The following is a 23,199-nucleotide window of genomic DNA, read 5'->3' on the forward strand; positions in this document are numbered from 1 at the left end:
GCCCGCTGACCCGCGACCCCGTCCACCTCCTGTGCGCCCCCCTGCACGACCCCGGCCCCGTCCCGGGTCCCACCCCGAGCCTGCGGAGGGTGGGGAGGACGGGGTCCTTCACCCGTGGAGATCTGAACCGTGACCGAGACCCCCGCCCGCGACCGCATCGAGCCGGTCGACCTCCAGCAGGAGATGCAGCGCAGCTACATCGACTACGCGATGTCGGTCATCGTCGGCCGCGCGCTGCCGGAGGTCCGCGACGGCCTCAAGCCGGTGCACCGCCGCGTGCTGTACGCCATGTACGACCAGGGCTTCCGCCCCGACCGGAGCTACGTCAAGTGCGCCCGCGTCGTCGGCGAGGTCATGGGTAACTACCACCCGCACGGCGACTCGGCGATCTACGACGCCCTCGTGCGGCTGGCCCAGCCCTGGTCGATGCGCTACCCGTTGATCGACGGCCAGGGCAACTTCGGCTCCCCGGGCAACGACCCGGCGGCGGCCATGCGCTACACCGAGGCCCGGCTGACGCCGCTGGCCATGGAGATGCTGGCCAACATCGACGAGGAGACCGTCGACTTCCAGCCCAACTACGACGGCAAGAACCAGGAGCCGCTGGTCCTGCCGGGGCGCATCCCCAACCTGCTGGTCAACGGCTCGGCCGGCATCGCCGTCGGCATGGCCACCAACATGCCGCCGCACAACCTCCGCGAGGTCGCGGACGCGGTCTTCTGGATGCTCGACCACCCCGAGGCCGAGCACGAGGAGGCGCTGACCGCCTGCATGCAGCGGGTCAAGGGGCCCGACTTCCCGACCCACGGCCTGATCGTCGGCCGCGAGGGCATCGAGGAGGCCTACCGCACCGGCCGCGGCTCGGTGCGCATGCGCGCGGTCGTCACCGTCGAGGAGGACGCCAGGGGCCGGGTGCAGCTGGTCGTCACCGAGCTGCCGTACCAGGTCAACCCCGACAACCTGGCCGAGGCGATCGCCGAGGCGGTCAAGGACGGCCGGCTGCAGGGCATCAGCGAGATCGCCGACGAGTCCAGCGACCGCGTCGGCCGCCGGCTGGTCATCACGCTGCGGCGGGACGCCGTGGCCAAGGTCGTGCTGAACAACCTCTACAAGCACACCCAGCTGCAGACGACGTTCGGCTGCAACATGCTCTCCATCGTCGACGGCGTCCCCCGCACGCTGCGCCTCGACGAGCTGATCCGCTACTACGTGCTGCACCAGATCGAGGTCATCCAGCGGCGGACCCGCTACCGGCTGCGCAAGGCCGAGGAGCGCGCGCACATCCTGCGCGGTCTGGCCAAGGCACTCGACCAGCTCGACGCGGTCATCGCCCTCATCCGGTCCAGCGCCTCGGCCGACGCGGCCCGCAGCGGCCTGATGGAGCTGCTGGACATCGACGAGATCCAGGCGACCGCGATCCTGGACATGCAGCTGCGCCGGCTGGCCGCCCTCGAGCGGCAGCGGATCCTCGACGAGCTCGCCGAGCTCGAGGCCCGCATCGCCGACCTGCAGGCGATCCTCGACTCGCCCGAGCGGCAGCGGCAGATCATCCGCGACGAGCTCGCCGAGATCGTGGAGAAGTACGGCGACGACCGGCGCACGAAGTTCGTGGCCAACGACGGCGACGTGTCGATGGAGGACCTCATCGCCGAGGAGGAGGTCGTCGTCACCATCACCCGCACCGGCTACGCCAAGCGGACCAAGAGCGACCTCTACCGGTCGCAGCGCCGCGGCGGCAAGGGTGTCATGGGTGCGGCGCTGAAGCAGGACGACATCGTCGACCACTTCTTCGTGGGCTCCACCCACGACTGGATCCTCTTCTTCACCAACAAGGGCCGGGTGTACCGCGCCAAGGCCTACGAGCTGCCCGAGGCCAACCGCACCGCCCGCGGCGCCCACGTGGCCAACATCCTGGCCTTCCAGCCCGACGAGAAGATCGCCCAGGTCATGCAGATCAAGGACTACGGGGTCGCCCCGTACCTGGTCCTGGCCACGGCGAACGGGCAGGTGAAGAAGACTCGGCTGACCGACTTCGACTCCCCGCGCAGCGGCGGCGTCATCGCGATCAACCTGCGGGAGACCGACGAGCTGGTGGGCGCCGCGCTCATCGACCCGGACCAGGACCTGCTGCTGGTCACCCGCAAGGCGATGTCGATCCGCTTCAAGGCCGACGACGCGACCCTGCGGCCGATGGGCCGGGCCACCGAGGGCGTGCGCGGCATCGCGCTGTCCCCGGACGACTCGCTGCTGTCGATGATCGTGGTCGAGGAGGGTGTCGACGTCCTCGTCGCCACCGAGCGCGGCTTCGCCAAGCGGACCGGGATCGAGAACTACCCGGCCCAGGGACGCGGCGGCAAGGGCGTGCTGACCGCCGACCCGAAGGCGCGCAAGGGCAACCTGGTCGGGGCGCTGTCGGTGCGGCTCGGGGACGAGCTCTACGCCATCACCTCCGGCGGCGGTGTCATCCGCACCCCGGTCAACGGCGTCCGGCACAACAAGGACCGCGCCACCATGGGTGTCAAGCTCATGAACTTGCCGGAAGACGTGTCGATCGTGGCCATCGCTCGGACGACGGACAACGACGAGCCTGCGGCCTAGGCTGAGGGCGATGACGGCGGGGTGGGGCGTCCGCACTCCCGGGTGCGGCCCCCTCCTCCGTCACCGCCACCAGGGATCTGACCGGCGCCCGGGTGCTCCCGGCCGCGTGCCGGGTAGCCCGGGTGGGAGGCAGCGGCGAGGGCCGCTGGGGAACGGGAGACTCGCATGAGCGACCGGACACAGGGTTCGGTGCGCACCGGGTCCCGCACGGGGGATTCCGCCCCGGCACAGGGCACGGCGACCGGTCAGCAGCCCGCGACGGACGGCGCCCCGTCCGTGGGGGCCACCCAGTCCATCCCCGGCGCGAACACCGCCCGGACCCAGGCCCAGGCGCCCTCCTCCGACGGCAGCGCCCCGGCTGCTGCCGGTCCGGCGTCCGGCACGCAGACCGCCGTCCCCCCGGTCACCGGTGCCCAGCCCGCCGCCGGTACGCAGTCCGCCACCGGCGCTCCCGCTGCGGCCGGTGCCTCGCCGGCCGGCGCCGCCGCGAAGGCCTCCCCCGGCAAGGCGGCCCGCGGCCCGCGCCGCGCCCGCCTGCAGCTGCGGCACATCGACACGTTCTCCGCGCTGAAGATCTCGCTGGTCCTGTCCATCGCGATGTTCTTCATCTGGATGGTCGCGGTCGGCGTGCTCTACGGCGTGCTGTCCGGCCTCGGCGTCTTCGAGACCCTCAACGACCTGTTCGGCCAGCTCGGCAGTGCCTCCGGCGGCGACGGCGGCAGTGAGGTCATCACCCCGGGCATCGTCTTCGGCGGGGCCGCGGTCATCGGGGCCATCAACATCGTGCTGATGACCGCGCTGTGCACGGTCGCGGCCTTCATCTACAACATGTGCTCCGACCTGGTCGGCGGCCTCGAGGTCACCCTCTCCGAGCGGGACTGAGCCCGCCCCACCCACGAGTGCACGCAGGCGCCCCCTCCCGACGACGGAGGGGGCGCCTGTGCGCGTTCGGGCGCCGACTGCGGGGAACCAGGACTCCCGGCACCCTGCGGGCCCGGTCACGCCGCAGGGCACGGGTCCGCCCGCCGTGCTGGGCGGATGACCCCCCTGCGGACGACGCGTCCGGGCCGGGTACGCTGGTCGAGGTCCACGGGCCTGTAGCTCAGGCGGTTAGAGCGCATCCCTGATAAGGATGAGGCCGGAGGTTCAAGTCCTCCCAGGCCCACCCGTGTCCCGGCGTCACCGGCCCACCCCGCTCCCGGGGTCGGGCTCCCGGCCCCCTCCGGAGGAGGGGGACTCCCTCGAGGAGGTACTCCGCGTGCTCAGGAAGCTGGTCTTCGCGGCAGCCGCCGCCGGCGCCCTCGCGGCCGTCCGCAGACGGTCGGGCGGCAGGGCCGAGGCCGACCTCTGGGCCGAGGCCACCCGCGGGCCCCAGGCGGTCAGCACGCCCACGGCCCGCTGACCCACCGGGAGGTCCCACCTCCCCTCCCCGGGGACGTAGCTCAATTGGCAGAGCACCGCCTTTGCAAGGCGGGGGTTAGGGGTTCGATTCCCCTCGTCTCCACTCGCTTGACCTGCGGATTCACCTCCGTGAGGGGCTCGGGCGGGCCCTCCGGCGGGGGCTCAGTCCGCAAAATGTCCGCAACTCGTCCGCGGGACGCGGCGCGCAAGGTGTCCAGCCGGTCGGCCACGTCGTCCAGGTCGTCGTCGAACAGGTCGGCGTAGCGGTCCAGGGTCATGGCCGCCGAGGCGTGCCCGAGCATCCGCTGCACCGCCTTGACGTTCGCCCCGGCCTTGATCGCCAGCGAGGCCGCGGTGTGCCGGAGTTCGTGCGGCGTGAGGCCGGGCTCCCCGATGGCCCGGGCCGCGGCATCGAACCAGGCGGACCGGGCGTTCCTGTTGCGCAGCACCGCGCCCTGCGGCGAGGGGAAGGCCAACTCGCCGGCGGGGCGGTTCACCACCGTGCGGGCGAGTTCGTCGACCAGGAACCGCGGCAGCGGCACCGAGCGGCGGCCGTGGGTCTTGGGGGTGCCCCACACCAAGCGCGAGCCGTCGACCTCGGTGACCGCCTCCTCGACCAGCACCCGCCGGCGCAGCAGGTCGAAGTGCTGCACCCGCAGCGCCGCCAGCTCGGACCAGCGCAGCCCGCAGTAGCCGAGCACCAGGACGGCGACCCGGCCGGGCCCGGCGGCGTCGGCGAGCGCCTCGAGCTGCTCGGCGGTCAGGCACCGGCGGCGCTTCTCCTGCATCGGCGGCAGGGCCACACCGAGCGCGGGGTTGACCGCCAGGCGCCGGTCCCGCACCGCGAGCCCGAGGATGCCGGACAGCACGCCCTGCGCCTTGCGAACCGAAGCACCGGCCAGCCCCCGGTCGGAGAGCTCGGACAGCCAGGCCTGTACGTCGCCGTGGGTCACCCGGATGAGGGCGACCCTCCCCCAGCGCGGCAGGACGTGTGTCTTGAGGACGTCGGCGTAGCGGGCGCGACTGGTGGGCTTGAGGTTGATCTTCCCGGCGAGCCAGACGTCCGCCAGCTCACCCACGGTCGTCCTGGCCCGCTTAGGGTCGACATAGGTGCCGGTCTGCACGGCCGCGGTGACCTCGTCGAGCCACCGCTGAGCGTCGATCTTCCGCTTGAAGTGCCGGGCGTGCTCCTTGCCCTGCGCATCGCGGTACCGCGGCCGGTACGTGCCGTCAGGCCTCCGCGCGATCGACGCCACCTTCGATCACCCGCCTCTCTTCGAGTCCCGGCCGCGCCCCGCGCCGGCGGAGGTCTACCACCGGCGCGACCGTCTTGGGCAAGAGCCTGCCGTCGATCCCCGCCTCTATGGACGGCCGCGGCACGGTCTGTGGACGGCGATGTGCGCCGGGGGCCAGGGCGGTCACCGCCGGACACCCGCTGCGGGGGAGACCTGGCCATCGTGCTGGGCGTCGATCCAGCTGCGCAGGTCGTCGGAGCGGTAGAGGACGCGGCGGCCGAGGCGGAAGCTGCGGGGACCGGTGCCCAGGTGGCGCCAGTACCGGAGGGTGGCCACCGGAGCGCGGAGGAGTTCGGCGGCCTCGGTGATGGTGAGCAGTTCGGTCTCGCGGCGGGCCGGATCGTCGGACATGGCTGGCTTCGGTGGGCTCGGGTGGGCTGTGCTCCGTCACGGGAGAAGGCGCCATTCGGGAGCGATTGGTGACAGCTGACCACCGATGTCTTGCGGATTCCTCCGGTTCTCCTGTTGCTGGTGTCCGGGCCCGTGGCCGGCCGGTGCAGGCGGCCCTGCTCATCGGCCGATGCCCGGCGTGGCGCCTCCACGGGCGAGGGTTGGTCCCCGCCGTTCCGCCTCGGGCCGGGGGACGCTGAGTACCGGCGCGACCGGCCGCGGGGCAGCGGCTGCCGTCCGGTCGCGCGACCGGTCCTGGCGGTCGCGGGCGGCCTCTCGAGCGGCCAGCTCGGCCGCGTGGCCGGGGCCGAGGTCGGCCCGGTCGCGGCCGAAGACGGCGATCCACTGCGCCCGGGCCTTGGCCACGTCGGCCGCGACGAGGTGCGCGGTGTTGGCCAACCGTCCGCGGGTCATGCCGACGTAGGCCGAGGCCCCGCCGGTCTGGTCACCGATCACCACGTGCGCGGCGGGAACGGTGTCACCCTGCACGCCGTGCGCGGTGCTGGCGTAGGCCAGCTCCACGTGCTGGGTGACGTAGTCGGCGGGCAGCACCCGGACCCGTGCGCCGGCCGGGGTGACATCGCCCCGGGGGACGTCACCGGTGGCCCTGCCGGCGGTGACCAGCAGCCCACCGCGTCGCCCGACCGCGGTGACGGTCCACGTGTCCCGGTTGGCGACCTCCAGGTCCCGGTCGTTGCGCCGGGTGGCGATCCTGTCGCCGGCGCCGATCCGCTGGCCCGCCCGCGTGGTCACGACCCGGACGTCGTCGACGCGGCCGTCGGTGACCAGCCGGTTGCGGATGGCGGCGTTGAGCTCGTTGACCTGCTGGCGGGTGTCCGCCACCACTGCGACGTTGGCCGCCCGGGGGACGTGAGCGACCGCCGCGGCCAGGGCGTCCTGCAGCGCTGCGTGGTCGGGGTGCAGGTGGATCCGGCCGCGGGCGAGGAGGACGTCGAACACCGCACCTGGGGTGTCACCCCGCCTCATCGCCATCGTCACCTCGGCGTACTCACCGTCCGGAACCGACTGGCCGGCGCTGTCGGTGCGGGTGAAGCGGTGCACCGACTCGAGTGTCAGGCAGGCAGTTGGGTCGACGCTGCCGATGGCAAGGTCCAGGACGCCGCCGCGCCCGACGGCGGCGAGCTGGTGACGGTCGCCCAGTAACGCGAGCCGCGCCCCGGCCTCGTCGGCCACGATGAGCAGAGCGTGGGCGGTGTCCTGGTCGAGCATGCCGGCCTCATCGACGATCAGCAGATCGTCGGGCCGTAGCCGGGTCCCCTCCGCCGGCTCGGTGTGGCTGCGGCCGGTGACCGGGTCGGCCTCGCCGGGAACGAGCCGGGTCCATTCGCCACGGTCGTTCCAGCGCCAGCCGTGGGCGAAGACGAGGGACGCCACTGATCCAGCGGCCGCGCCGACCTCCGCGCGCGCGACCTGGGCGGCCTTCAGCGTCGGGGTGACCACCACCAGTCGCCGTCCCTGCCGTTCGAGCAGGGCGCGCGTGGCGGCCAGCGTGGTGGTCTTGCCCGCCCCGGCCGCGCCCTCCACCACGACCAACCGCCGGTTCCCGGTCAGGACGGCGATTGCGGCGGCCTGACCGGCGTCCAGGTGCCCCATGAGTCCCACTGGCAGGAGCTCCGGCTGCGGCCCGGCCAGGGTTGGCTGGTCGGCCCGGGCGGCGAACCGGGTCCGCAGATCGGCCTCCACCGCCAGCACCGGCCGCGAGGTCCAGGACCGGACATGTTCCGGCACTCCCTCCAGGTCCACGAGGGGAACACACCGGTCGAGAGCGCGGGCGGTGAGGTCCTCGGCCAACTCGAGGCGCACCGCCGTGTCGGCGATGACGCCCTCCGCGGCGATCAGCCGCTCGACCTCGCCGCGCACGTCGGCGGCGTTCCACGCCGAGCGGCCGGCGCCCAGCCGGCTCAGCACTCTGTCGACGGCAGCCGCGCGGTCGAGCGCGCCGACCAGAGTCGGCGCCAGCGAGACGGGATGGGAGGGATCGCGATAGCCCAGTGACCCCAGCTCGGCCCGCCACCGCGCCACGAGGTCGGCCCCAGAGCGGGGGATGACCTTGTCCGGGCGCCCCTCGGCCCAGGCGCGGGCGTCCCAGGCCCGCCGCAGCGCCGGACCTGGCCGTTCGCCGGGGTGCGCCGCCATCCAGTCGCGTTCGTACCGGTCCAGGTTCCGCCCGATCTGCGCCGCCCGTGCGCTGAACGGGCCCGCATACTCGGCAAGCTCCAGTATTCCTCCAGTCGCATCTAGGGTGTAGCCGTGCGCGGCGAGGGCGGCCCGGAACTGCGGATCGCACGCGACCGCCGCGTGCCCGATCCCGTTGAGCGCGGCGAGGAAGTCACGCACGCCGACGGTGTGCAGCCCGCGCCACTGTTCGGCGGCGAACACCCGGGCGCCGATCTGCAGGTGCAGATGCCGGTGCGGGTCTCCGGCCCGGGAGGTGTAGTGCCGCACCGTCACCGCCTCCAGCACCTGGACCGGCACCTGCACTTGCCCGCCGCGGGGGCCGACCCGGGTGGTCGCGTGGGCGGCGAGCCAGCCGATGATCTGGGCGGCGGCGCGGTCTTGGGCGGCGTCGTAGGCGTCCGCGACGTCGTAGTGCATCGCGGCGGCCAGTGACCAGGACTTCGGGCCGTTGACCACCACCTCGACGAAGCGCACCGCGCGCTCGTCGGTGCGCAGCCGCCCCCGTGGGTCGCCGGTGTCCGGATCTTGGCCGGCCACCCAGGTCTCGTAGGCCTCCCCCGCCAGCGGCGCCCGCTCGGCCATCCGTCCGTCGCGGGCCACGAAGCGGCGGGCCAGGCCGGTGCCCTCGGCCAGGTAGTAGTCATCGGCCCGGCCACGGTCGGCTTCCAGATACGCCCGGGCAGCCGCCGGCGACCCGGCGTACACCTTCATTCCACCGCGCATTTTTAACGCTACCCAACAATGACCAACAGGTCACCCCTAGAAACGGCGACGGGCCCCGCGAAGCGGGGCCCGAACTACCCATATTGGTAGCATGCGTGCCGCTGCTTGGTGAAGGCTGGAGAACGGCACGGAAGATGTTTGTGTCGCGGTCTGGGGTCGTTGCATTCGTCATGCCGTTGGTCGTCTATGGCAATTATTGAGTGCGAGCAGAGTGTCTGCTCTCGGTGGACAGCAGCCTGCGGCGACACGGTGGTGTGGGCGCCGGGCGGCCGGCCGGACAACGCAGTTCTGCCGTAGAGGCCCGCTTGCCCCACCCTTGCGGAAGGTTCATCGGGCCGGCCCTACAGGACGGCAGCCGAGGGGGACGTGCGTGGTCCTGCGGTTTTCCCGGTTGCGTTCGGCTTGCGGGACGCCCCGCTAGTGCTCGATGAGCGAGCGTGTTGTCCGCAACTCGCGTCGAGCCGCAGCGCTGCCGCCGGGGACCCCGGACCGCCTCTTCCCACCCGGATGTGGCTAGCCCCAGGTCGCTAGAGCTCGACGCGGGGCCGTGGGTCGAGGGAGTGCTCCATGATCGCCGCCGAGATGTGCCTGAGCATCCGCTGTACAGCCTTGACCAAACGTCTTCGAGCCCGCGCGGCTGGGACGTACGGCCATCGCGGGGAGCGCGCGGTCTCACGGGGGGCTCAGGGCTGGGTCGGGCCGGCTCGGCGTGGGGCTCGCCGTGCTCACCTGTCGCTGTAGCTGATGATGGGCGCGCTGCTGCAGCATCGGCCGGCGGAGTCGTCGACGCCGATTTGTCCGTTGTGGACGGGCGTCCACAACGATGTGTACGCTTGTACGCATGATTGTGGGCGAGAACGATGGACGGTCGATGCGCGAGCGGATGCTCGCGGGCGACCTCTACATCGCCGATGACCCCGAGCTGGCCGAGGCCAACGCCACGGCGCTGGACCTGACGGCGGCCTACAACGCCACGACGGTCCGTCAGCGTCCGTTGCGGCGCCAGCTGCTCGAGCGCCTGCTCGGTGCCGTCGGCGAGGACACCGAGATCCGACCGCCGCTGTTCGTCGACTACGGCACACACGTGCGCGTCGGCGCCCGCTGCTTCGCCAACTTCGGCCTGGTCGCCCTCGACGTCGCGGCGATCGCCATCGGCGACGACGTGCAGATCGGCCCGAACGTCCAGCTGCTCACGCCTACGCACCCCGTCGAGCCCCAGCCGCGCCGCGACAAGTGGGAGGCCGCCCGGCCCATCACCATCGGCAACAACGTCTGGCTGGGCGGCGGCGTCATCGTGCTGCCCGGCGTGACCATCGGCGAGAACACCGTGGTCGGCGCCGGCTCCGTCGTCACGAAGGACCTGCCGCCGAACGTGGTCGCCGTCGGCAATCCGGCGCGGATCGTCCGTGCGGTCGGCGACCCGCCCCCGGACACCGGCGCATAGGCGTGACGGCCGAGGCGCTCCCCGGCGCCGGGGACGAGCGGGTTCACCGCGTGCGGCGCTACGACCCAGATCGTCGGCAGCGGCTGGTCGACACGGCGCTCGAGGTCATCGCCGAGCACGGCGTCATCGGCGCCACGCACCGAGCGATCGCCCGCGCCGCTGACGTGCCGCTCGGCTCCACCACCTACCACTTCGCTTCGATCGACGAGTTACTGGCCACTGTGTTCACCGTGCACGCCGAGCGGGTCGCGCAGGCACTCGAGGAGCGGATGCGCGAGGCGCCCGACCGACAGGCCGCGCTGGACGCGCTCGCCCGGCACTTGTCCGCGGACCTACTGGGGAGCGATCGGACCCTGGTGCTCGCGGTGGAGCTGTACGTAGCCGCAGCGCGTCGGCCCGCGCTGCGGGTCGTGACGCAGGACTGGATGGAGCGCAGCCGCCGCGCCCTGGAGCTGCACTTCGACCCGGTCACCGCCCGTGAGCTCGACGCCCTCGTCGAGGGGCTGGTCCTGCACCAGTTCCTGTCCACCGATCCCATGACGCCCGAGCAGGTTCGCCACGCCCTCGTGCGCATCACCCGCTGAGTCGCAGTTCAGCGGCCCTTCTCCTCCCGGAGCCTGCTCATGTCCGTGCCCGCACGCGTCGTCGCACCACGCCTGCGCCATGCCCGTGCCGCGGTTTCGGCGGTGTTCTTCGTCAACGCCGTGCTGTTCGCCAACCTGGTCCCGCGCCTGCCCGAAATCAAGGACCGCCTGGAGCTGAGCAACGCCGCGTTCGGCAGCGCCATCGCCGCGATGCCGGCCGGCGCACTGCTTGCCGGCCTGTTGGCGCCGCTGTTCATCCGGTGGTTCGGCTCGGCGAAGGTGGCCTCGCTCGGGCTCCTCGCGCTCGGGCTTGCGATCGCGGGCCTGCCGCTCACCGGTGGGTGGGTCGCCTTCGCGGCGCTGATGCTGGTGGTCGGTGGCCTCGACGCGATCGTGGACGTGGCGCAGAACGCGCACGGCTTCCGCGTGCAGCGCGCCTACGGGCGCTCCATCGTCAACGGCCTGCACGCACTGTGGAGCATCGGCGCGGTCTTCGGCGGCCTGCTCGGTTCCCTCGCCGCCGGTCTCGACGTGCCGATGACCGCACACCTTGCTGCGTCGGCGATCGTCTTCGGCGGCGTGGCGGTCGCCGTGCTGAGCTTTCTGCTCAGCGGACCCGAGGACGCCGAGCGTGTCCCGCTCCCGGCCGGCGCCGACGAGCCGCCCGCCGGTCACCGCCGCCACGGCCACCTCGCCGGCCGTACCGTGCTCCTGCTCGGCGTGCTCGGTGCCCTCGCTGCCTGCGAGGCGTTCGTCCAGGATGCCGGCTCGTCCTGGGGGGCTCTGTACCTGCGCGGCGAGGTCGGCGCCACCGCCGCCGTGGGCGGGCTCGCCTTCGTTGCGCTGCAGGTTGCGATGACCGCCGGTCGGCTCGTCGGGGACCGCGCGGTCGACCGGTTCGGGCAGCGCCGCGTCGCCCGCGTCGGCGGCGCCGTCACCGCCGTCGGCATGACGCTCGCGCTCGCCGTCCCTTCCGTCAGCACCGTCCTCGTCGGCTTCGCGCTGACCGGCCTCGGCGTGGCCACCCTCGTCCCGGCCGTCATGCACACCGCTGACGAGCTGCCGGGCCTGTCGAACGGTGTGGGGCTCACTGTCGTCGGCTTCCTGCTCCGCTTCGGCTTCCTCGTCTCGCCGACGCTCATCGGCCTGCTTGCCGACGTCGTCAGCCTGCGCGGGGCGCTGGTCAGCGTCGTCGTCGCCGGGCTCGTCGTGCTGCTCCTCGGCCGGGTCCTCGTGACGGCCGCCCACCCGGCGGACGATGATCAAGGCATGCCGCCGTCGAGCACGCCTGCTGCCGGCCCGACGCGGACCAGCCCGTGAGCCGGACGCACCCGGCCACGCCCGGGTCGCTGCGGTGATGGAGCTCGAGGCCGGCGAACCTCACGCCGGCCCCTGGCGGAGCGTGCCGCTATCCGAGCTGGTCGGCCTGCTCGACGGGGCGTCCAGCAAGCCGGTCGGTCGACCGCGAATCGTGGCGGTCGACGGGCGCGGCGGCGCCGGCAAGAGCACGCTCGTCGAGCTGCTCCGGGCGCATGTACCTCGCTCGGCGGTGGTGCACACCGACGACGTCGCCTGGCACCACGCCTACTTCGACTGGGCCGGGCTGCTCGCCGAGTCCGTGCTCCTCCCGCTCCGCCGAGGCGAGGCAGTCGACTACCGACCGCGCGCATGGGAAAAGCGACGCCGACCCGGCTCGATCGATGTGCCGGGCGGCCTGGACACCGTCTGGGTCGAGGGCACGGGGGTGCTCCGGCAGCAGCTGCGACCGCTGCTAGACGCCTCGATCTGGATCCAGGTCGACCACGTCACTGCTGCGCAACGGCTGCTGGACCGCGACGGCGCGGCGCCGGAGCAGCTGCGTCTCGTCGAGGACTGGGCGCGCGAGGAGAAGCCCTTCCTCCGGCGGGAGGAGCCTTGGACGCACGCCACGGTCGTGGTCGCCGGCAGTCCGGTCCTCGACAAGCTCCCGCCTGGTCACGTAGCCATCGCGGCACCCTTGCCGTACAGCCGCTGAGTCGGCGGACGCCGTCGCCTTCGCTTCCAACGCGCCGGTATATGACCACCTCCCCCTGGTGACGGGACGGTCCAGACCCCACCGCTGTCCACAACCGCCAACCTCCGACTGCACAGCGCCGGAGGAAGGGTGGGCCGCAGGCCCATCCCACAGGGACGCGAAGCGCCCTTCCGGCGGCCGGCGCAGTCGGAGATGCTCCGGCGGGGATGGGCGGGTGCTCCGCGACTGCCTCGGCGGCTGCTGCCTAGAGGTGTTCAGTCCGCACAGAGTCCGCAGATAGTCCGCAAAACGGTCAGAATCGGTCAACGACGGCCGACGATGCTCAATGGCGAAAGCGCTGCTCAGAGGTCCGTTTCAGTCACTGCCCATCGTGCCAAACCACCCCTTGGTCGAGTTTGCAAGGCGGGGGTTAGGGGTTCGATTCCCCTCGTCTCCACTCCCTCGACGGGCCGACGGGCCTGTGATCCCCCGCCCGGAGGCGGGGCCGCGGCGCGTCACTGAGCCGGTGCGGTCCGGGCGCTGTCCGCGCGGGGCCGCCCGCGGGGCGTCCAGCCGGTGGACCACCTCGTCCAGGTCGTCGAGGAGGTCGGCGCCGCGAGCTCGTCCCCGGGCCGGTCCACCACCGGGCTCCGTGCGCGACGGCCTGCCCGCCCGGGCTCGGCGGTCCCCCTCCCCGTCCCCGACCGGCCTGCCCGCGGCGTTCGGACGGTGCGGCGCGGTGGCGATCCGCGGCTGGCGTCCGTGGTTACTGTCGCCGCCTCGCCGTCACGAGATCCTGGAGGGCCCGACGTGAGCACCCAGCCGCCAGCACCCGATGCGCCGCCGCCCGTCGGGCGGCCGGAGCCGGCAGGGCCGCCTGCCGGGTGGCTGCAGCAGGCACCGCCGCCCGCCTGGCGGCCGCAGCAGGCACCGCAGGTGCGTCAGCCCGGCTCCTTCCGGCACGGCTTCGCCCTCGGGCTCGGGGCGACCCTCGGCGCCGGCGTGGTGCTGGCCGTGGTGGCCGTGGGCCTGACCGTGGTGATGGTGCTGGCCCTGGTCGGGCTGACCGCGGGCGGCGACAGCCCTCCCAGCGGGCCGCCGACGGAGACCGTCTGGGGAGCGGCGGGTGCCCCGGCGCGGCTGATCGCGGTCCCGGTCACCGGCGTCATCCTGGGCAGCCAGAGCGACGGCGTCACCTTCGGCGGCGCCACCTACGGCTACGACGTCGCCGACACCATCGACGCCCTGGGGACCGAGGACGCCGATGGTCTGATCCTGGAGCTCAACACCCCGGGAGGCGCGATCCACGGCTCCCGCGCCATCGCCGACGCCGTGGAGCGCTACCAGAAGCGGACCGGCAACCAGGTGATGGCCCACGTGCAGGGCATGTCGGCTTCGGGCGGGGTGTACGCCATGGCCGGAGCCGACCAGATCGTGGCCGACCACGGCAGCCTCGTCGGCAGCATCGGTGTGATCATGGGCCCCTTCCAGCGTTTCCGCGACGTCACCGGCATCCCGGGCTCGCTGCTGGAACCGGGTGTGACGACGGACGGCGGCGTCACCGAGGAGTACCTCACCCGCGGCCGCGGCAAGGACTTCGGCAACCCCTACCGCGACATGACCGAGGAGGAACGGGCGGTCCTGGGACGCGGCCTGGACCGGGAGTACGAGGCGTTCGTCGCGTGGGTGTCCCAGGCGCGGGGCATACCGCCGCAGACGATCGTCGACGAGCTGGGTGCCTTCGTCTTCGACAGCTACACCGCCGTCGAGCGTGGTCTGGTCGACCGGGTCCTCGGCCGCGAGGAGGCCTACCGCCACGCCGCCGAGATGAACGGCGTCGACCCCGCTGACACCCGCGTGGACCGGGTGGTGGCGCCGGGCCTCGTCGAGTCCCTCCTCGCCGCGAGCGGGCCGGTGGGCGGCATCGGTGCTGCTCCGGTGGAGAGCGAACCCGGCCGCAGCATCGTGTGCACCGGCGCCCCGCTGGTCCTCGCCTACCACGGGGAGCTCTCGGCCGTCTGCACGCCCCGCTGAGGCCCCGCGTCGGCCAGGACCTCCGGCACTGGACGCCACCCCCTCCCTGCGCCACCGTCGCCCCGGCCGCTGGCCCACCGGCTGGGGCGGGCCGGGACCTCGCGACGGAGGAGGAGCCGTGGCGCGCAAGAGCCTGGACTGCCGGATGGCCCCCAGCGAGCGCAACTGCACCGTGCAGATCTCCGGCGAGGAGGACGAGGTCCTCGAACTGGCGGTGGCGCACGCCGTCGCCGCGCACGGGCACACCGACGGCGCCGAGCTGCGGGAGGGGCTGCGGGCCGCCCTGCGGGAGGAGGAGGGGCTCCTGGCCGAGCCGGGCTCCTTCCTGCAGCTGGTCGAGTTCCACGCCCGCGACCTCGACGGCTTCGGCCGCATCGTGGAGGAGTGGCAGGAGCGGATGGGGCGTGAGACCACCGTCCGCTGGGGTGTGGTCGCCGCCGACCGCCACCGCGCCGGCACCTACGTCGAGATCGTCGCCTTCCCCGACCACGCCTCGGCGATGCGCAACTCCGACCACCCGGTGACCGCGGACTTCGCCAAGCGGATGCAGGAGGTCACCGACGGGGAGGCGTCCTACCGCGACCTCGACGTCGTCCGCGTGCTGCGGCCCTGACGCCGGTGTCCACCGGTCCGCTCCCCGTGCTCGCGGGGTGCGGACCAGTGGGAGAGTGGACGTCGTGACTGAAGCGACTCCTGCGCGCCGCGCCGTCCTGCACACCAACCACGGCGACATCACCGTCGACCTGTTCCCCGACCACGCCCCCAAGACGGTCGCGAACTTCGCCGACCTGGCCGAGGGCCGCCGCGAGTGGACCCACCCGCAGACCCGCGCGAAGACCACCGACCGCCTCTACGACGGCACCGTCTTCCACCGGATCATCGACGGCTTCATGATCCAGGGCGGCGACCCGCTGGGGCAGGGCATCGGCGGCCCGGGCTACCAGTTCGGCGACGAGATCCACCCCGACCTCGCCTTCACCAAGCCCTACCTGCTCGCCATGGCCAACGCCGGCCCCGGCACCAACGGCTCCCAGTTCTTCGTCACCGTCGCGCCCACCACCTGGCTGACGGGCAAGCACACGATCTTCGGCGAGGTGGCCGACCAGGCCGGCCGGGACGTCGTCGACCGCATCGCCAAGGTGAAGACCGGCCGCGGCGACCGCCCGGTGGAGGACGTCGTCCTCCAGTCGGTCGAGGTGCAGCGCAGCTGACCACCAGCCCGGACGACGGGGGCGCCGGTCCCGGCCAGCCGCAGCCGGCGCCCCCGACACCGACCTGCTACCGGCACCCCGACCGGCCCACCCGCATCTCGTGCACCCGCTGTGATCGGCCGATCTGCCCGGAGTGCATGACGCCGGCCTCGGTCGGCTTCCAGTGTCCCGACGACGTCCGCGCGGGCAACGCCGGCGTGCGGCAGGTCCGGCAGGCCCCGCTGCTGCAGCGGGCCGGCCGGCGCTTCGGTGCGGTCACGGTCAGCCTCATCGCGCTCAACGTGGCCATGTTCGTCGCCACCGCCGTCTCCGCGGGCCTGGTCGGCGCGAACCCGCTGGACAACCAGCTGTCGCCGCTGTTCGCCCGACTGGCGCAGATCCCCGTCCTGGTCGAGCTGGGGGAGGACTGGCGGCTGGTCACGGCGGCGTTCCTGCACATCGGCCTCGTGCACCTGGTGCTCAACATGCTGGCGCTGCTGGTCTTCGGCTCCGAGCTGGAACGCCAGCTGGGCCGGTGGCGCTACCTCGCCGTCTACCTCGTGTCGCTGCTCGGCGGCGCGGTCGCGCTGCAGCTGTTCGGTGAGCCGGGACGCCCGGTCGCCGGGGCCTCGGCCGCGATCTACGGCCTGCTCGGCGGGCTCGCCGTCGTCATGCTGGCCCGCCGGGAGGACCTGCGCGGCCTGCTGACCCTGCTGGCCATCAACGTGCTCATCAGCTTCCTGCCCGGCGTCTCCCTGCTGGGGCACCTGGGCGGGCTGGTGGCCGGCTTCGCGGCCACGGGGGTGGTCGTGCTGGCCCGGCGGCGCACCGAGCTGCAGGTGCTGGGCCTCATGCTGCTGACGGCACTGCTCGTCGTGGTCGCGCTGACCGTGTCGACGCTCGTCGTCCTCGGTTGAGAGGACCACCCCTCCCCTCTCGACGGACCCCCTCGCCCCCGCCACTCGCAGGGCTCGCGGCGGGACCCCGCGAGGGAGCCGTCAGGGCTCGGCGCGGGCCCCTGGAGGGTGGCCGTTCCCGTCCGTCACCAGGCCGGCGGCGAGCCCCTGGACGGGGCCGGCCCCGGACGTCTGCTCCGTCGGTCAGCCGGGACGCAGCGCGTGCAGCGCCCGGGCGACGTCGCCCGGGTCGGCACCCAGGTCCCGGCGGCCGAGGAGCACCAGCTCGCCGTCGTCGTCCGGTCCGGCGGCGGTGTCCAGCTCCAGCAGCCGGGAGCGCACGCCCCAGCGCCGCGTGTCTCGCACCCGCACCCGCAGCCGCGCCCACGGCAGCTCGGTGGTGCCGCTGAGCCGGCGGACGGCGACCCCGGCCGGTCCGGCGGCCAGCCGGGGGCGGAGCAGGCGGTCGCGCGCGGCCAGCGCCAGCAGCAGGACGGCGGCCGCGCCGACGAGGACCCGCCCGAGCGGGTCGAGGAACACGGTCGCCAGCCCCAGCAGGAGCCCCGTGACCGCCGGCACCGCCGACTCCCCGGCGCGCGGTGACCACTCCACGCCGTCCAGCCTCCCAGCAGGAGGACCCCGTCCCCTCACGCCTCGGGAGAGGACCCCCTGCCCCCCGCCACTCGCAGGCTCGCGGCGGGACCCTGCAGGGAGCCTGCGAGCCCCTGGACGGGGCCAGGGGACGGGTGCGTGGACGTCCTACGATCGGCGCCACGGTGGGTGGACCGCCGCCCACGTCGACGAGGAGTGGTCATGCGAGATGCCGTCATCTGCGCCGCGGTGCGCACCCCGGTGGGCAAGCGGGGCGGAGGGCTGTCCGGCGTGCACGCCGTGGACCTGTCCGCCGCCGTGCTCGACGCCCTGGTGGAACGCACCGGCATCGACCCGGCCGTGGTCGAGGACGTCTTCTGGGGCTGCGTGAGCCAGGTCGGCGAGCAGACGTTCAACATCGGTCGCAACGCCGTGCTCGCCGCGGGCTGGCCGGAGTCGGTGCCCGGGACGACGATCGACCGGCAGTGCGGCTCCTCGCAGCAGTCGGTGGCCTTCGCCGCCGCCACGGTCATCAGCGGCCAGGCCGACGTCGTGGTCGCCGGGGGCGTCGAGTCGATGAGCCGGGTCCCGATGGGCGCCGCCCGGGCGGACGGCTCGGCCGGCAAGCCGTTGGGGCCGCGCTTCCTCGAGCGCTACGGCGGGGTCTTCCCCAACCAGGGCATCGGCGCGGAGATGATCGCCGAGCGCTGGGGCTTCTCCCGCACCCAACTCGACGAGTACTCGCTCGCCTCGCACGAGAAGGCCGCCAAGGCGCAGGCCGACGGCGCCTTCGAGGAGGAGATCGTCCCGGTGACCACGCCGGACGGCATCGTGGTGAGCGCCGACGAGGGGATCCGCCCCGGCGGCACCCTGGAGAAGCTGGGGTCGCTGAAGACCCCGTTCAAGGAGGACGGCGTCATCAGCGCCGGCAACGCCAGCCAGATCTCCGACGGCTCGGCCGCGCTGCTGGTCACCACCTCGGAGCGGGCCCGCGAGCTCGGCCTGCGCCCGCTGGTGCGCATCCACACGACCGTCATGGCCGGCGACGACCCGGTCATCATGCTGACGGCGCCCATCCCGGCCACGCACAAGCTGTTCCAGCGCTCAGGCCTGTCGGTCGGGGACATCGGCGTCTTCGAGGTGAACGAGGCGTTCGCGCCGGTGCCGCTGGCCTGGCAGGCCGAGACGGGGGCCGACGCCGGCCGGCTCAACCCGCGCGGTGGCGCGATCGCGTTGGGCCACCCGCTGGGCGCCTCGGGCGCGCGCATCATGACCACGCTCGTCCACACCATGCAGGCCACCGGCACCCGCTACGGCCTGCAGACGATGTGCGAGGGCGGTGGGATGGCCAACGCGACCATCCTGGAGCTCGTCACCGACTGAGATCTCCACAGGCGCCCGACGACGGCCCCCGGTCCCCTGCGGACCGGGGGCCGTCGCCGTGCTGGGGACGACGCCTGTGGCGACCGGGATCTGCCGTGGTCAGGCCGCGTGTCGCGCTATCACACGACGGGTACGTCGGCACCTGGGCTCCCGTCCCGCGGCTGGCGCCATGTCGACTCGTCCACAGTTGTGTGCACAGCTGGGGATGGACTCACAGGGGTGTAGTTACTGGGGTGCCCTTCTCGTCACACCTGCCACACCTCTGGTCAAACCGCAGGTCAGAGCCACGCGGTCGAACACCCGTTCTCCACACGTCGTGGACAACCCTGGGGGTTCAGCGCTTTGTCGACCTGTGGACAGCGTCGAGTCGCTGTGCACAACGCTGCTTGTGGACAACACTGTGCGTATCCGACCGGTGACAGACGAGAGGCCCCCGTCCCATGTGGGACGAGGGCCTCGTGCAGGGGTACCGCCCCTGCCGGCACCGCCTCGAGCGTGCGGGGAGCGGGGTGGGCGGGGGCCTACCTCAGCGCCAGCGCATCGACATGACGAGGCCGGCCACCATGAGGCCGAAGCCGATGGCGAAGTTCGCCACGCCGAGGTCGGCCATGAACGGGATGAGCTCCCCGGCGACGTAGAACACGACGATCCACAGCAGCCCCAGCAGCATCAGGGCGACCATGAGCGGGGCGTACCAGCGCGGGCTCGGCTGGACGGCCCGCGCGTGCGTCGTCCCGGACTGCAGGGTGCCCTGCGGCGGCGTGTAGACCGACTTCTTGCGCACCTTGGACTTGGGCACCGTCGTACTCCCTCCGGGGCCGGTCCGTCGCGACCGGCCGTGACCGTTCCCCAGCCTAAGCTCCAGGTGTGGCCACAGCCCGCACCCTGCGCCCACGGATGACCCGTGGGAGTGCCGCCTGGGCCGCGCTGGTGCCCGTGGTGGCGCTGGCGGCGGGGTTGCTGTTCGCCACCTCGAGCCAGACCGCCCAGGGCACCGACCTGCGCGGGGGCGAGGCCACCGAGCTCTCCGCGCTCATCCCTGCCCGGGGGGACGTCGTCGCCGCGCAGGAGGACCAGCTGGCGGCGCTGCAGGCGCAGGTGCAGGCCCTCACCGACCAGGCGGCGTCCCGCGACGGTGACGTGGCCGCCGCCCGGGACGCCGGTCAGGCCGGAGCGCTGTCCGCCGGCCTGGTGGCCCTCACCGGTCCCGGGGTGGAGATCACCCTCGACGACGCGCCGCGGCGGCCGGACGGCTCGCTGCCGATCGGCGCCCGCCCCGACGACGTCGTCATCCACCAGTCCGACGTGCAGGCCGTCGTCAACGCCGTGTGGGCCTCCGGCGCGGACGCGGTGGCGATCATGGACCAGCGGCTGATCGCCACCAGCGCCGTCCGCTGCGTCGGCAACGTCCTGCTGCTGCAGGGCCGCACGTACTCCCCGCCGTTCGTCGTGACCGCCATCGGGGACGCCGACGCCATCCGCGCCCAGCTGGCCGCCTCACCGCAGGTGCAGGTGTTCCGGCAGGCGGTGGAGGACTACGGGTTGGGCTTCGCCGTCCAGCCGCGGGCGGCGCTCACGCTGCCCGGCTACGACGGCCCACCGGCCATGGAGCACGCCACCGCCGCTGACGGCTGAGGTCCCGCGCGCCGGGGGCCATGCCCTGGACGGGGCCGGGCAGGGGCACGGGGTCCTTTGGTACACAGGGACCGTGAGCCGTCCCGTCCTGGTCGTCGACAACTTCGACAGCTTCGTCTACAACCTGGTCCAGTACCTGGGCCAGCTGGGCGTGCAGTGCGTCGTGCGGCGCAACGACGCCGTCACCGTCGACGAGCTGCCCGACCTCGACGTGGCCGGGGTGCTGCTCTCCCCGGGTCCGGGGACGCCCGCGGACGCCGGGGTGACCGTGCCGATGGTCCGGGCCGCCGCCGAGGCGGGCACGCCGGTCCTGGGCGTGTGCCTGGGCCACCAGGCGATCGGTGCGGCGTTCGGCGCCGAGGTGGTGCGCGCACCGGAGCTGCTGCACGGCAAGACCAGCCAGGTGGTGCACGACGGCGTGGGCGTGCTGGCCGGGCTGCCGTCCCCGTTCACCGCGACCCGCTACCACTCCCTCGCCGTCGACCGCGACACCGTGCCCGCCGAGCTGGAGGTCACCGGGACGACGCCCTCGGGCATCGTCATGGCGCTGCGGCACCGCGAGCTGCCCATCGAGGGAGTGCAGTTCCACCCCGAGTCGGTGCTCACCGAGGGCGGCCACCGGATGCTCGCCACCTGGCTGGAGGCCTGTGGCCTGACCCCGGACCCGGCCGCCGTGGAGGCGGCCAGCGCCGCGGCCCACCGGCTCACCACGGTGGCCACGACGGCCTGACGGAGGACCCCCTGCCCCGCCACTCGCAGGCTCGCGGCGGGAGCCTGCAGGGACCGACCTCTCGGCAGCGGGGCCCCTCCGCGGTGTGGGGGAGGGGCCCCGCTCCCGTCTCAGGCCGGCGGTGCGGCGCCCCCGCCTGGCGTCGTCTGGCGAACCGCCCCGACGGTCATGGTCACGGTGCTGCCCGCATCGGCCTCGCTGCCGCCGGCCGGACTGGTGGAGAGGACCACGCCGACGTCGGCTTCGTCGCCGGCCGGGACCTCCCGGACGTCGACCGAGAAGCCGGCGGCCTGCAGCTGCGCCTGGGCCGTCGCCTGGAGCTGACCGACCACGTCCGGGACGGTGACCGTCTCCGGCTCGGCCGGACCGCTGGAGACCTGCAGGGTGATCGGCTCGTCCGCGGCCGCCTGCTCGCCGCCGGAGGGGTCGGTCGCGACGACGGTGCCCTCGGGCTGGTCGGACTCCACCTGCTCGGGGGTGACGTTGGTGAAGCCCGCGCTCCGCAGCGCCTGCGTGGCCGCCGCCTGCTGCTGACCGGTCACGTCGGGCACGGCGGCGGTGCCGTCGGACACCTGCAGCGTCACGGTCGTGCCCGGGTCGACCGACTGACCCTCGCCGGGGGTGACGTCGGTGACCTGGTCGGCGGGCGAGAGCGAGTCGACCTCCTCGGTCTGCACGTCCTCGAAGCCGGCGTTCGCCAGGGTGGCCTCGGCACGGTCGACGTCCAGGCCGATGACGGCGGGGACCTCCACCGTGTCCGGGCCGACGCCGACGACCAGGTCGACGGTGCTGCCCTGGGCGACCTGGGTGCCGCTCGACGGGTCGGTGCCCAGGACGGTGTCGACCTGGGACTCGTCACCGGTGACCTGGGTGGTCACCGTGCCGACGGTCAGGCCGGCGGCCTCGAGGTTGCGGGTCGCCGTCGCCTGGTCCTGGCCGGCGACGTTCGGCACGGACACCTGCGTGGCCGTCGGGGTCGCCGCCGGCGCCTCCTCACCGTCGGAGCCGATCAGCAGCGCCACGGCGATCACGCCGCCGAGGACCAGCACGCCGGCGATGACGGCGGCGATGATGCGGTTGCGCCGGCGCTTGCGGGCAGCGTCGTCGTCCTCGTCGTCCCAGTCGCCGTCGCCGTACCCGCCGGGCGGGGTGCCGATGATGGCGGTCTTCTCGGCGTCGCCCATCACCGGCGTGGCCTCGACCGGCTGGCCGGCCATCGCCCGCAGCAGGTCGTTGCGCATCTCGGCGGCCGACTGGTACCGGTTCGCCGGGTTCTTGCTCAGCGCCTTCAGCAGGATGGCGTCGAGCTCCGGCGGGATGGCCGGGTTCACCGACGACGGCAGGCGCGGGTCCTCGCGCACGTGCTGGTAGGCCACCGAGACGGGTGAGTCGCCGGTGAACGGCGGCGCCCCGGTGACGAGCTCGTAGAGCAGGCAGCCGACCGAGTACACGTCCGAGCGGGCGTCGACGCTCTCGCCGCGGGCCTGCTCGGGGGAGAGGTACTGGGCGGTCCCTATCACCGCGGCGGTGGACGTCATGGTCGCGGCGGAGTCCGACACCGCCCGGGCGATGCCGAAGTCCATGACCTTGACCGTGCCCTGGGGGGTGACCATCACGTTCCCGGGCTTCACGTCGCGGTGCACGATGCCGTTGCGGTGGCTGAAGTCCAGGGCGGCGCAGATGTCGGCCGCGAAGTCCATCGCCCGCGCCGGGGAGAGCACGCCCTCCCGGCGGAGCACGTCGCGCAGGGTCTCGCCCTCGACGTACTCCATGACGATGTACGGGGTGGCGCCGCTGGACGACCGGTCCTCGCCGGTGTCGTACACGGCGACGATCGCCGGGTGGTTGAGCGAGGCCGCGGCCTGCGCCTCCCGGCGGAAGCGGACCTGGAAGGAGGGGTCGCGGGCGAGCTCGCTGCGCAGCACCTTGACCGCCACCTCGCGGCCGAGGCGCAGGTCGCGGCCGCGGTGCACCTCGGCCATGCCGCCGCGACCGAGCACCCCGCCGATCTCGTAGCGCTCGCCGAGCACCTGGGGCGTGGTCATCGGAGGTCCTCTCGGGCGGTGCGGTCCTGAGACCGGGCGCGGCCCGGCGGAGCGCAGCGGACGGCTGG

At 73.4% G+C, this 23,199-nt stretch carries 18 protein-coding genes, 2 tRNA genes and 2 pseudogenes; 16 read left to right on the forward strand and 6 right to left on the reverse strand.

Annotated features, from left to right (window positions below):
* Positions 1-129 precede the first annotated feature (129 nt).
* The 5 genes from gyrA to BMW27_RS16715 all read left to right on the forward strand — a co-directional run bounded on the left by gyrA (position 130) and on the right by BMW27_RS16715 (position 4,102).
* Complete coding sequence (gene gyrA, locus BMW27_RS16700; RefSeq protein WP_091446055.1) at positions 130-2,598, forward strand: DNA gyrase subunit A; 2,469 nt, start codon at positions 130-132, stop codon at positions 2,596-2,598.
* 165 nt (positions 2,599-2,763) lie between these two features.
* Complete coding sequence (locus BMW27_RS16705; protein ID WP_091446057.1) at positions 2,764-3,480, forward strand: DUF3566 domain-containing protein; 717 nt, start codon at positions 2,764-2,766, stop codon at positions 3,478-3,480.
* A 209-nt stretch (positions 3,481-3,689) separates the two neighbouring features.
* Positions 3,690-3,763, forward strand: a tRNA-Ile gene (locus tag BMW27_RS16710).
* Between the two features lie 93 nt (positions 3,764-3,856).
* The gene (locus tag BMW27_RS23475) at positions 3,857-4,000 is read left to right on the forward strand and encodes a DLW-39 family protein (protein WP_012946266.1); all 144 of its coding nucleotides are present in this window, start codon (positions 3,857-3,859) and stop codon (positions 3,998-4,000) included.
* Positions 4,001-4,029: 29 nt separating this feature from the next.
* Positions 4,030-4,102 (forward strand) — tRNA-Ala (locus tag BMW27_RS16715).
* A 205-nt stretch (positions 4,103-4,307) separates the two neighbouring features.
* On the opposite strand, the pseudogene BMW27_RS16720 reads toward BMW27_RS16715, so the two are convergent.
* The 3 genes and pseudogenes from BMW27_RS16720 to mobF all read right to left on the reverse strand — a co-directional run.
* A pseudogene (locus BMW27_RS16720) lies at positions 4,308-5,255 on the reverse strand (tyrosine-type recombinase/integrase); the annotation flags it as partial.
* 162 nt (positions 5,256-5,417) lie between these two features.
* Positions 5,418-5,645 (reverse strand): helix-turn-helix transcriptional regulator, encoded by a 228-nt coding sequence (locus BMW27_RS16725; RefSeq protein WP_091446058.1) that lies wholly within the window; start codon positions 5,643-5,645, stop codon positions 5,418-5,420.
* A 234-nt stretch (positions 5,646-5,879) separates the two neighbouring features.
* A pseudogene (mobF, locus tag BMW27_RS16730) lies at positions 5,880-8,594 on the reverse strand (MobF family relaxase); the annotation flags it as partial.
* An 859-nt stretch (positions 8,595-9,453) separates the two neighbouring features.
* Here mobF and BMW27_RS16735 point away from each other — a divergent pair.
* The 8 genes from BMW27_RS16735 to BMW27_RS23485 all read left to right on the forward strand — a co-directional run bounded on the left by BMW27_RS16735 (position 9,454) and on the right by BMW27_RS23485 (position 16,768).
* Complete coding sequence (locus BMW27_RS16735; protein WP_245743655.1) at positions 9,454-10,050, forward strand: sugar O-acetyltransferase; 597 nt, start codon at positions 9,454-9,456, stop codon at positions 10,048-10,050.
* A 2-nt stretch (positions 10,051-10,052) separates the two neighbouring features.
* A complete protein-coding gene (locus BMW27_RS16740) occupies positions 10,053-10,634 on the forward strand; it encodes a TetR/AcrR family transcriptional regulator (RefSeq protein ID WP_091446063.1) in 582 nt (193 codons plus the stop codon).
* A gap of 102 nt (positions 10,635-10,736) precedes the next feature.
* Positions 10,737-11,954 (forward strand): MFS transporter, encoded by a 1,218-nt coding sequence (locus tag BMW27_RS16745; RefSeq protein WP_245743656.1) that lies wholly within the window; start codon positions 10,737-10,739, stop codon positions 11,952-11,954.
* A 37-nt stretch (positions 11,955-11,991) separates the two neighbouring features.
* Positions 11,992-12,648 (forward strand): uridine kinase family protein, encoded by a 657-nt coding sequence (locus BMW27_RS16750; protein WP_217638189.1) that lies wholly within the window; start codon positions 11,992-11,994, stop codon positions 12,646-12,648.
* A 915-nt stretch (positions 12,649-13,563) separates the two neighbouring features.
* Complete coding sequence (locus BMW27_RS16755; protein WP_139206922.1) at positions 13,564-14,661, forward strand: S49 family peptidase; 1,098 nt, start codon at positions 13,564-13,566, stop codon at positions 14,659-14,661.
* Positions 14,662-14,779: 118 nt separating this feature from the next.
* Positions 14,780-15,274 carry a DUF1059 domain-containing protein gene (locus BMW27_RS16760; protein ID WP_091446068.1) on the forward strand — a complete coding sequence of 165 codons (495 nt, stop codon included), beginning with the start codon at positions 14,780-14,782 and terminating at the stop codon, positions 15,272-15,274.
* Positions 15,275-15,338: 64 nt separating this feature from the next.
* The gene (locus tag BMW27_RS23480; RefSeq protein ID WP_091446374.1) at positions 15,339-15,872 is read left to right on the forward strand and encodes a peptidylprolyl isomerase; all 534 of its coding nucleotides are present in this window, start codon (positions 15,339-15,341) and stop codon (positions 15,870-15,872) included.
* Positions 15,873-16,009: 137 nt separating this feature from the next.
* Entirely contained in the window at positions 16,010-16,768 is a 759-nt protein-coding gene (locus BMW27_RS23485) for a rhomboid family intramembrane serine protease (protein ID WP_091446070.1), read from the forward strand.
* Between the two features lie 183 nt (positions 16,769-16,951).
* On the opposite strand, the gene BMW27_RS16775 is transcribed toward BMW27_RS23485, so the two are convergent.
* The gene (locus BMW27_RS16775) at positions 16,952-17,359 is read right to left on the reverse strand and encodes a PH domain-containing protein (protein ID WP_091446071.1); all 408 of its coding nucleotides are present in this window, start codon (positions 17,357-17,359) and stop codon (positions 16,952-16,954) included.
* A gap of 201 nt (positions 17,360-17,560) precedes the next feature.
* Between BMW27_RS16775 and BMW27_RS16780 the strand changes: the two genes are divergently transcribed.
* Complete coding sequence (locus tag BMW27_RS16780; protein WP_091446073.1) at positions 17,561-18,721, forward strand: thiolase family protein; 1,161 nt, start codon at positions 17,561-17,563, stop codon at positions 18,719-18,721.
* 526 nt (positions 18,722-19,247) lie between these two features.
* On the opposite strand, the gene crgA is transcribed toward BMW27_RS16780, so the two are convergent.
* On the reverse strand, positions 19,248-19,520 hold the full coding sequence (crgA, locus tag BMW27_RS16785) for a cell division protein CrgA (RefSeq protein WP_091446075.1): 273 nt from the start codon (positions 19,518-19,520) through the stop codon (positions 19,248-19,250).
* Positions 19,521-19,618: 98 nt separating this feature from the next.
* Between crgA and BMW27_RS16790 the strand changes: the two genes are divergently transcribed.
* Positions 19,619-20,356, forward strand: coding sequence for a DUF881 domain-containing protein (locus BMW27_RS16790; RefSeq protein ID WP_245743657.1), 738 nt, complete (start codon positions 19,619-19,621; stop codon positions 20,354-20,356).
* Between the two features lie 73 nt (positions 20,357-20,429).
* Positions 20,430-21,086, forward strand: coding sequence for an aminodeoxychorismate/anthranilate synthase component II (locus tag BMW27_RS16795; protein ID WP_091446079.1), 657 nt, complete (start codon positions 20,430-20,432; stop codon positions 21,084-21,086).
* A gap of 110 nt (positions 21,087-21,196) precedes the next feature.
* Here the strand turns inward: BMW27_RS16795 and pknB are convergent, their stop codons facing one another.
* Positions 21,197-23,131: a Stk1 family PASTA domain-containing Ser/Thr kinase gene (gene pknB, locus BMW27_RS16800; protein ID WP_091446081.1), complete on the reverse strand. Its 1,935-nt coding sequence runs from the start codon at positions 23,129-23,131 to the stop codon at positions 21,197-21,199.
* Positions 23,132-23,199 lie beyond the last annotated feature (68 nt).

The organism is Geodermatophilus poikilotrophus (assembly GCF_900111455.1).
Classification (GTDB): domain Bacteria; phylum Actinomycetota; class Actinomycetes; order Mycobacteriales; family Geodermatophilaceae; genus Geodermatophilus; species Geodermatophilus poikilotrophus.

What these genes read in the sequence shown, in the direction of transcription:
- pknB (WP_091446081.1), bottom strand. Translation starts at nt 23,131, where the DNA reads ATGACCACGCCCCAGGTGCTCGGCGAGCGCTACGAGATCGGCGGGGTG.
- BMW27_RS16725 (WP_091446058.1), bottom strand. Translation starts at nt 5,645, where the DNA reads ATGTCCGACGATCCGGCCCGCCGCGAGACCGAACTGCTCACCATCACC.
- BMW27_RS23485 (WP_091446070.1), top strand. Translation starts at nt 16,010, where the DNA reads ATGACGCCGGCCTCGGTCGGCTTCCAGTGTCCCGACGACGTCCGCGCG.
- BMW27_RS16780 (WP_091446073.1), top strand. Translation starts at nt 17,561, where the DNA reads ATGCGAGATGCCGTCATCTGCGCCGCGGTGCGCACCCCGGTGGGCAAG.
- BMW27_RS16790 (WP_245743657.1), top strand. Translation starts at nt 19,619, where the DNA reads ATGACCCGTGGGAGTGCCGCCTGGGCCGCGCTGGTGCCCGTGGTGGCG.
- BMW27_RS16705 (WP_091446057.1), top strand. Translation starts at nt 2,764, where the DNA reads ATGAGCGACCGGACACAGGGTTCGGTGCGCACCGGGTCCCGCACGGGG.
- BMW27_RS16750 (WP_217638189.1), top strand. Translation starts at nt 11,992, where the DNA reads ATGGAGCTCGAGGCCGGCGAACCTCACGCCGGCCCCTGGCGGAGCGTG.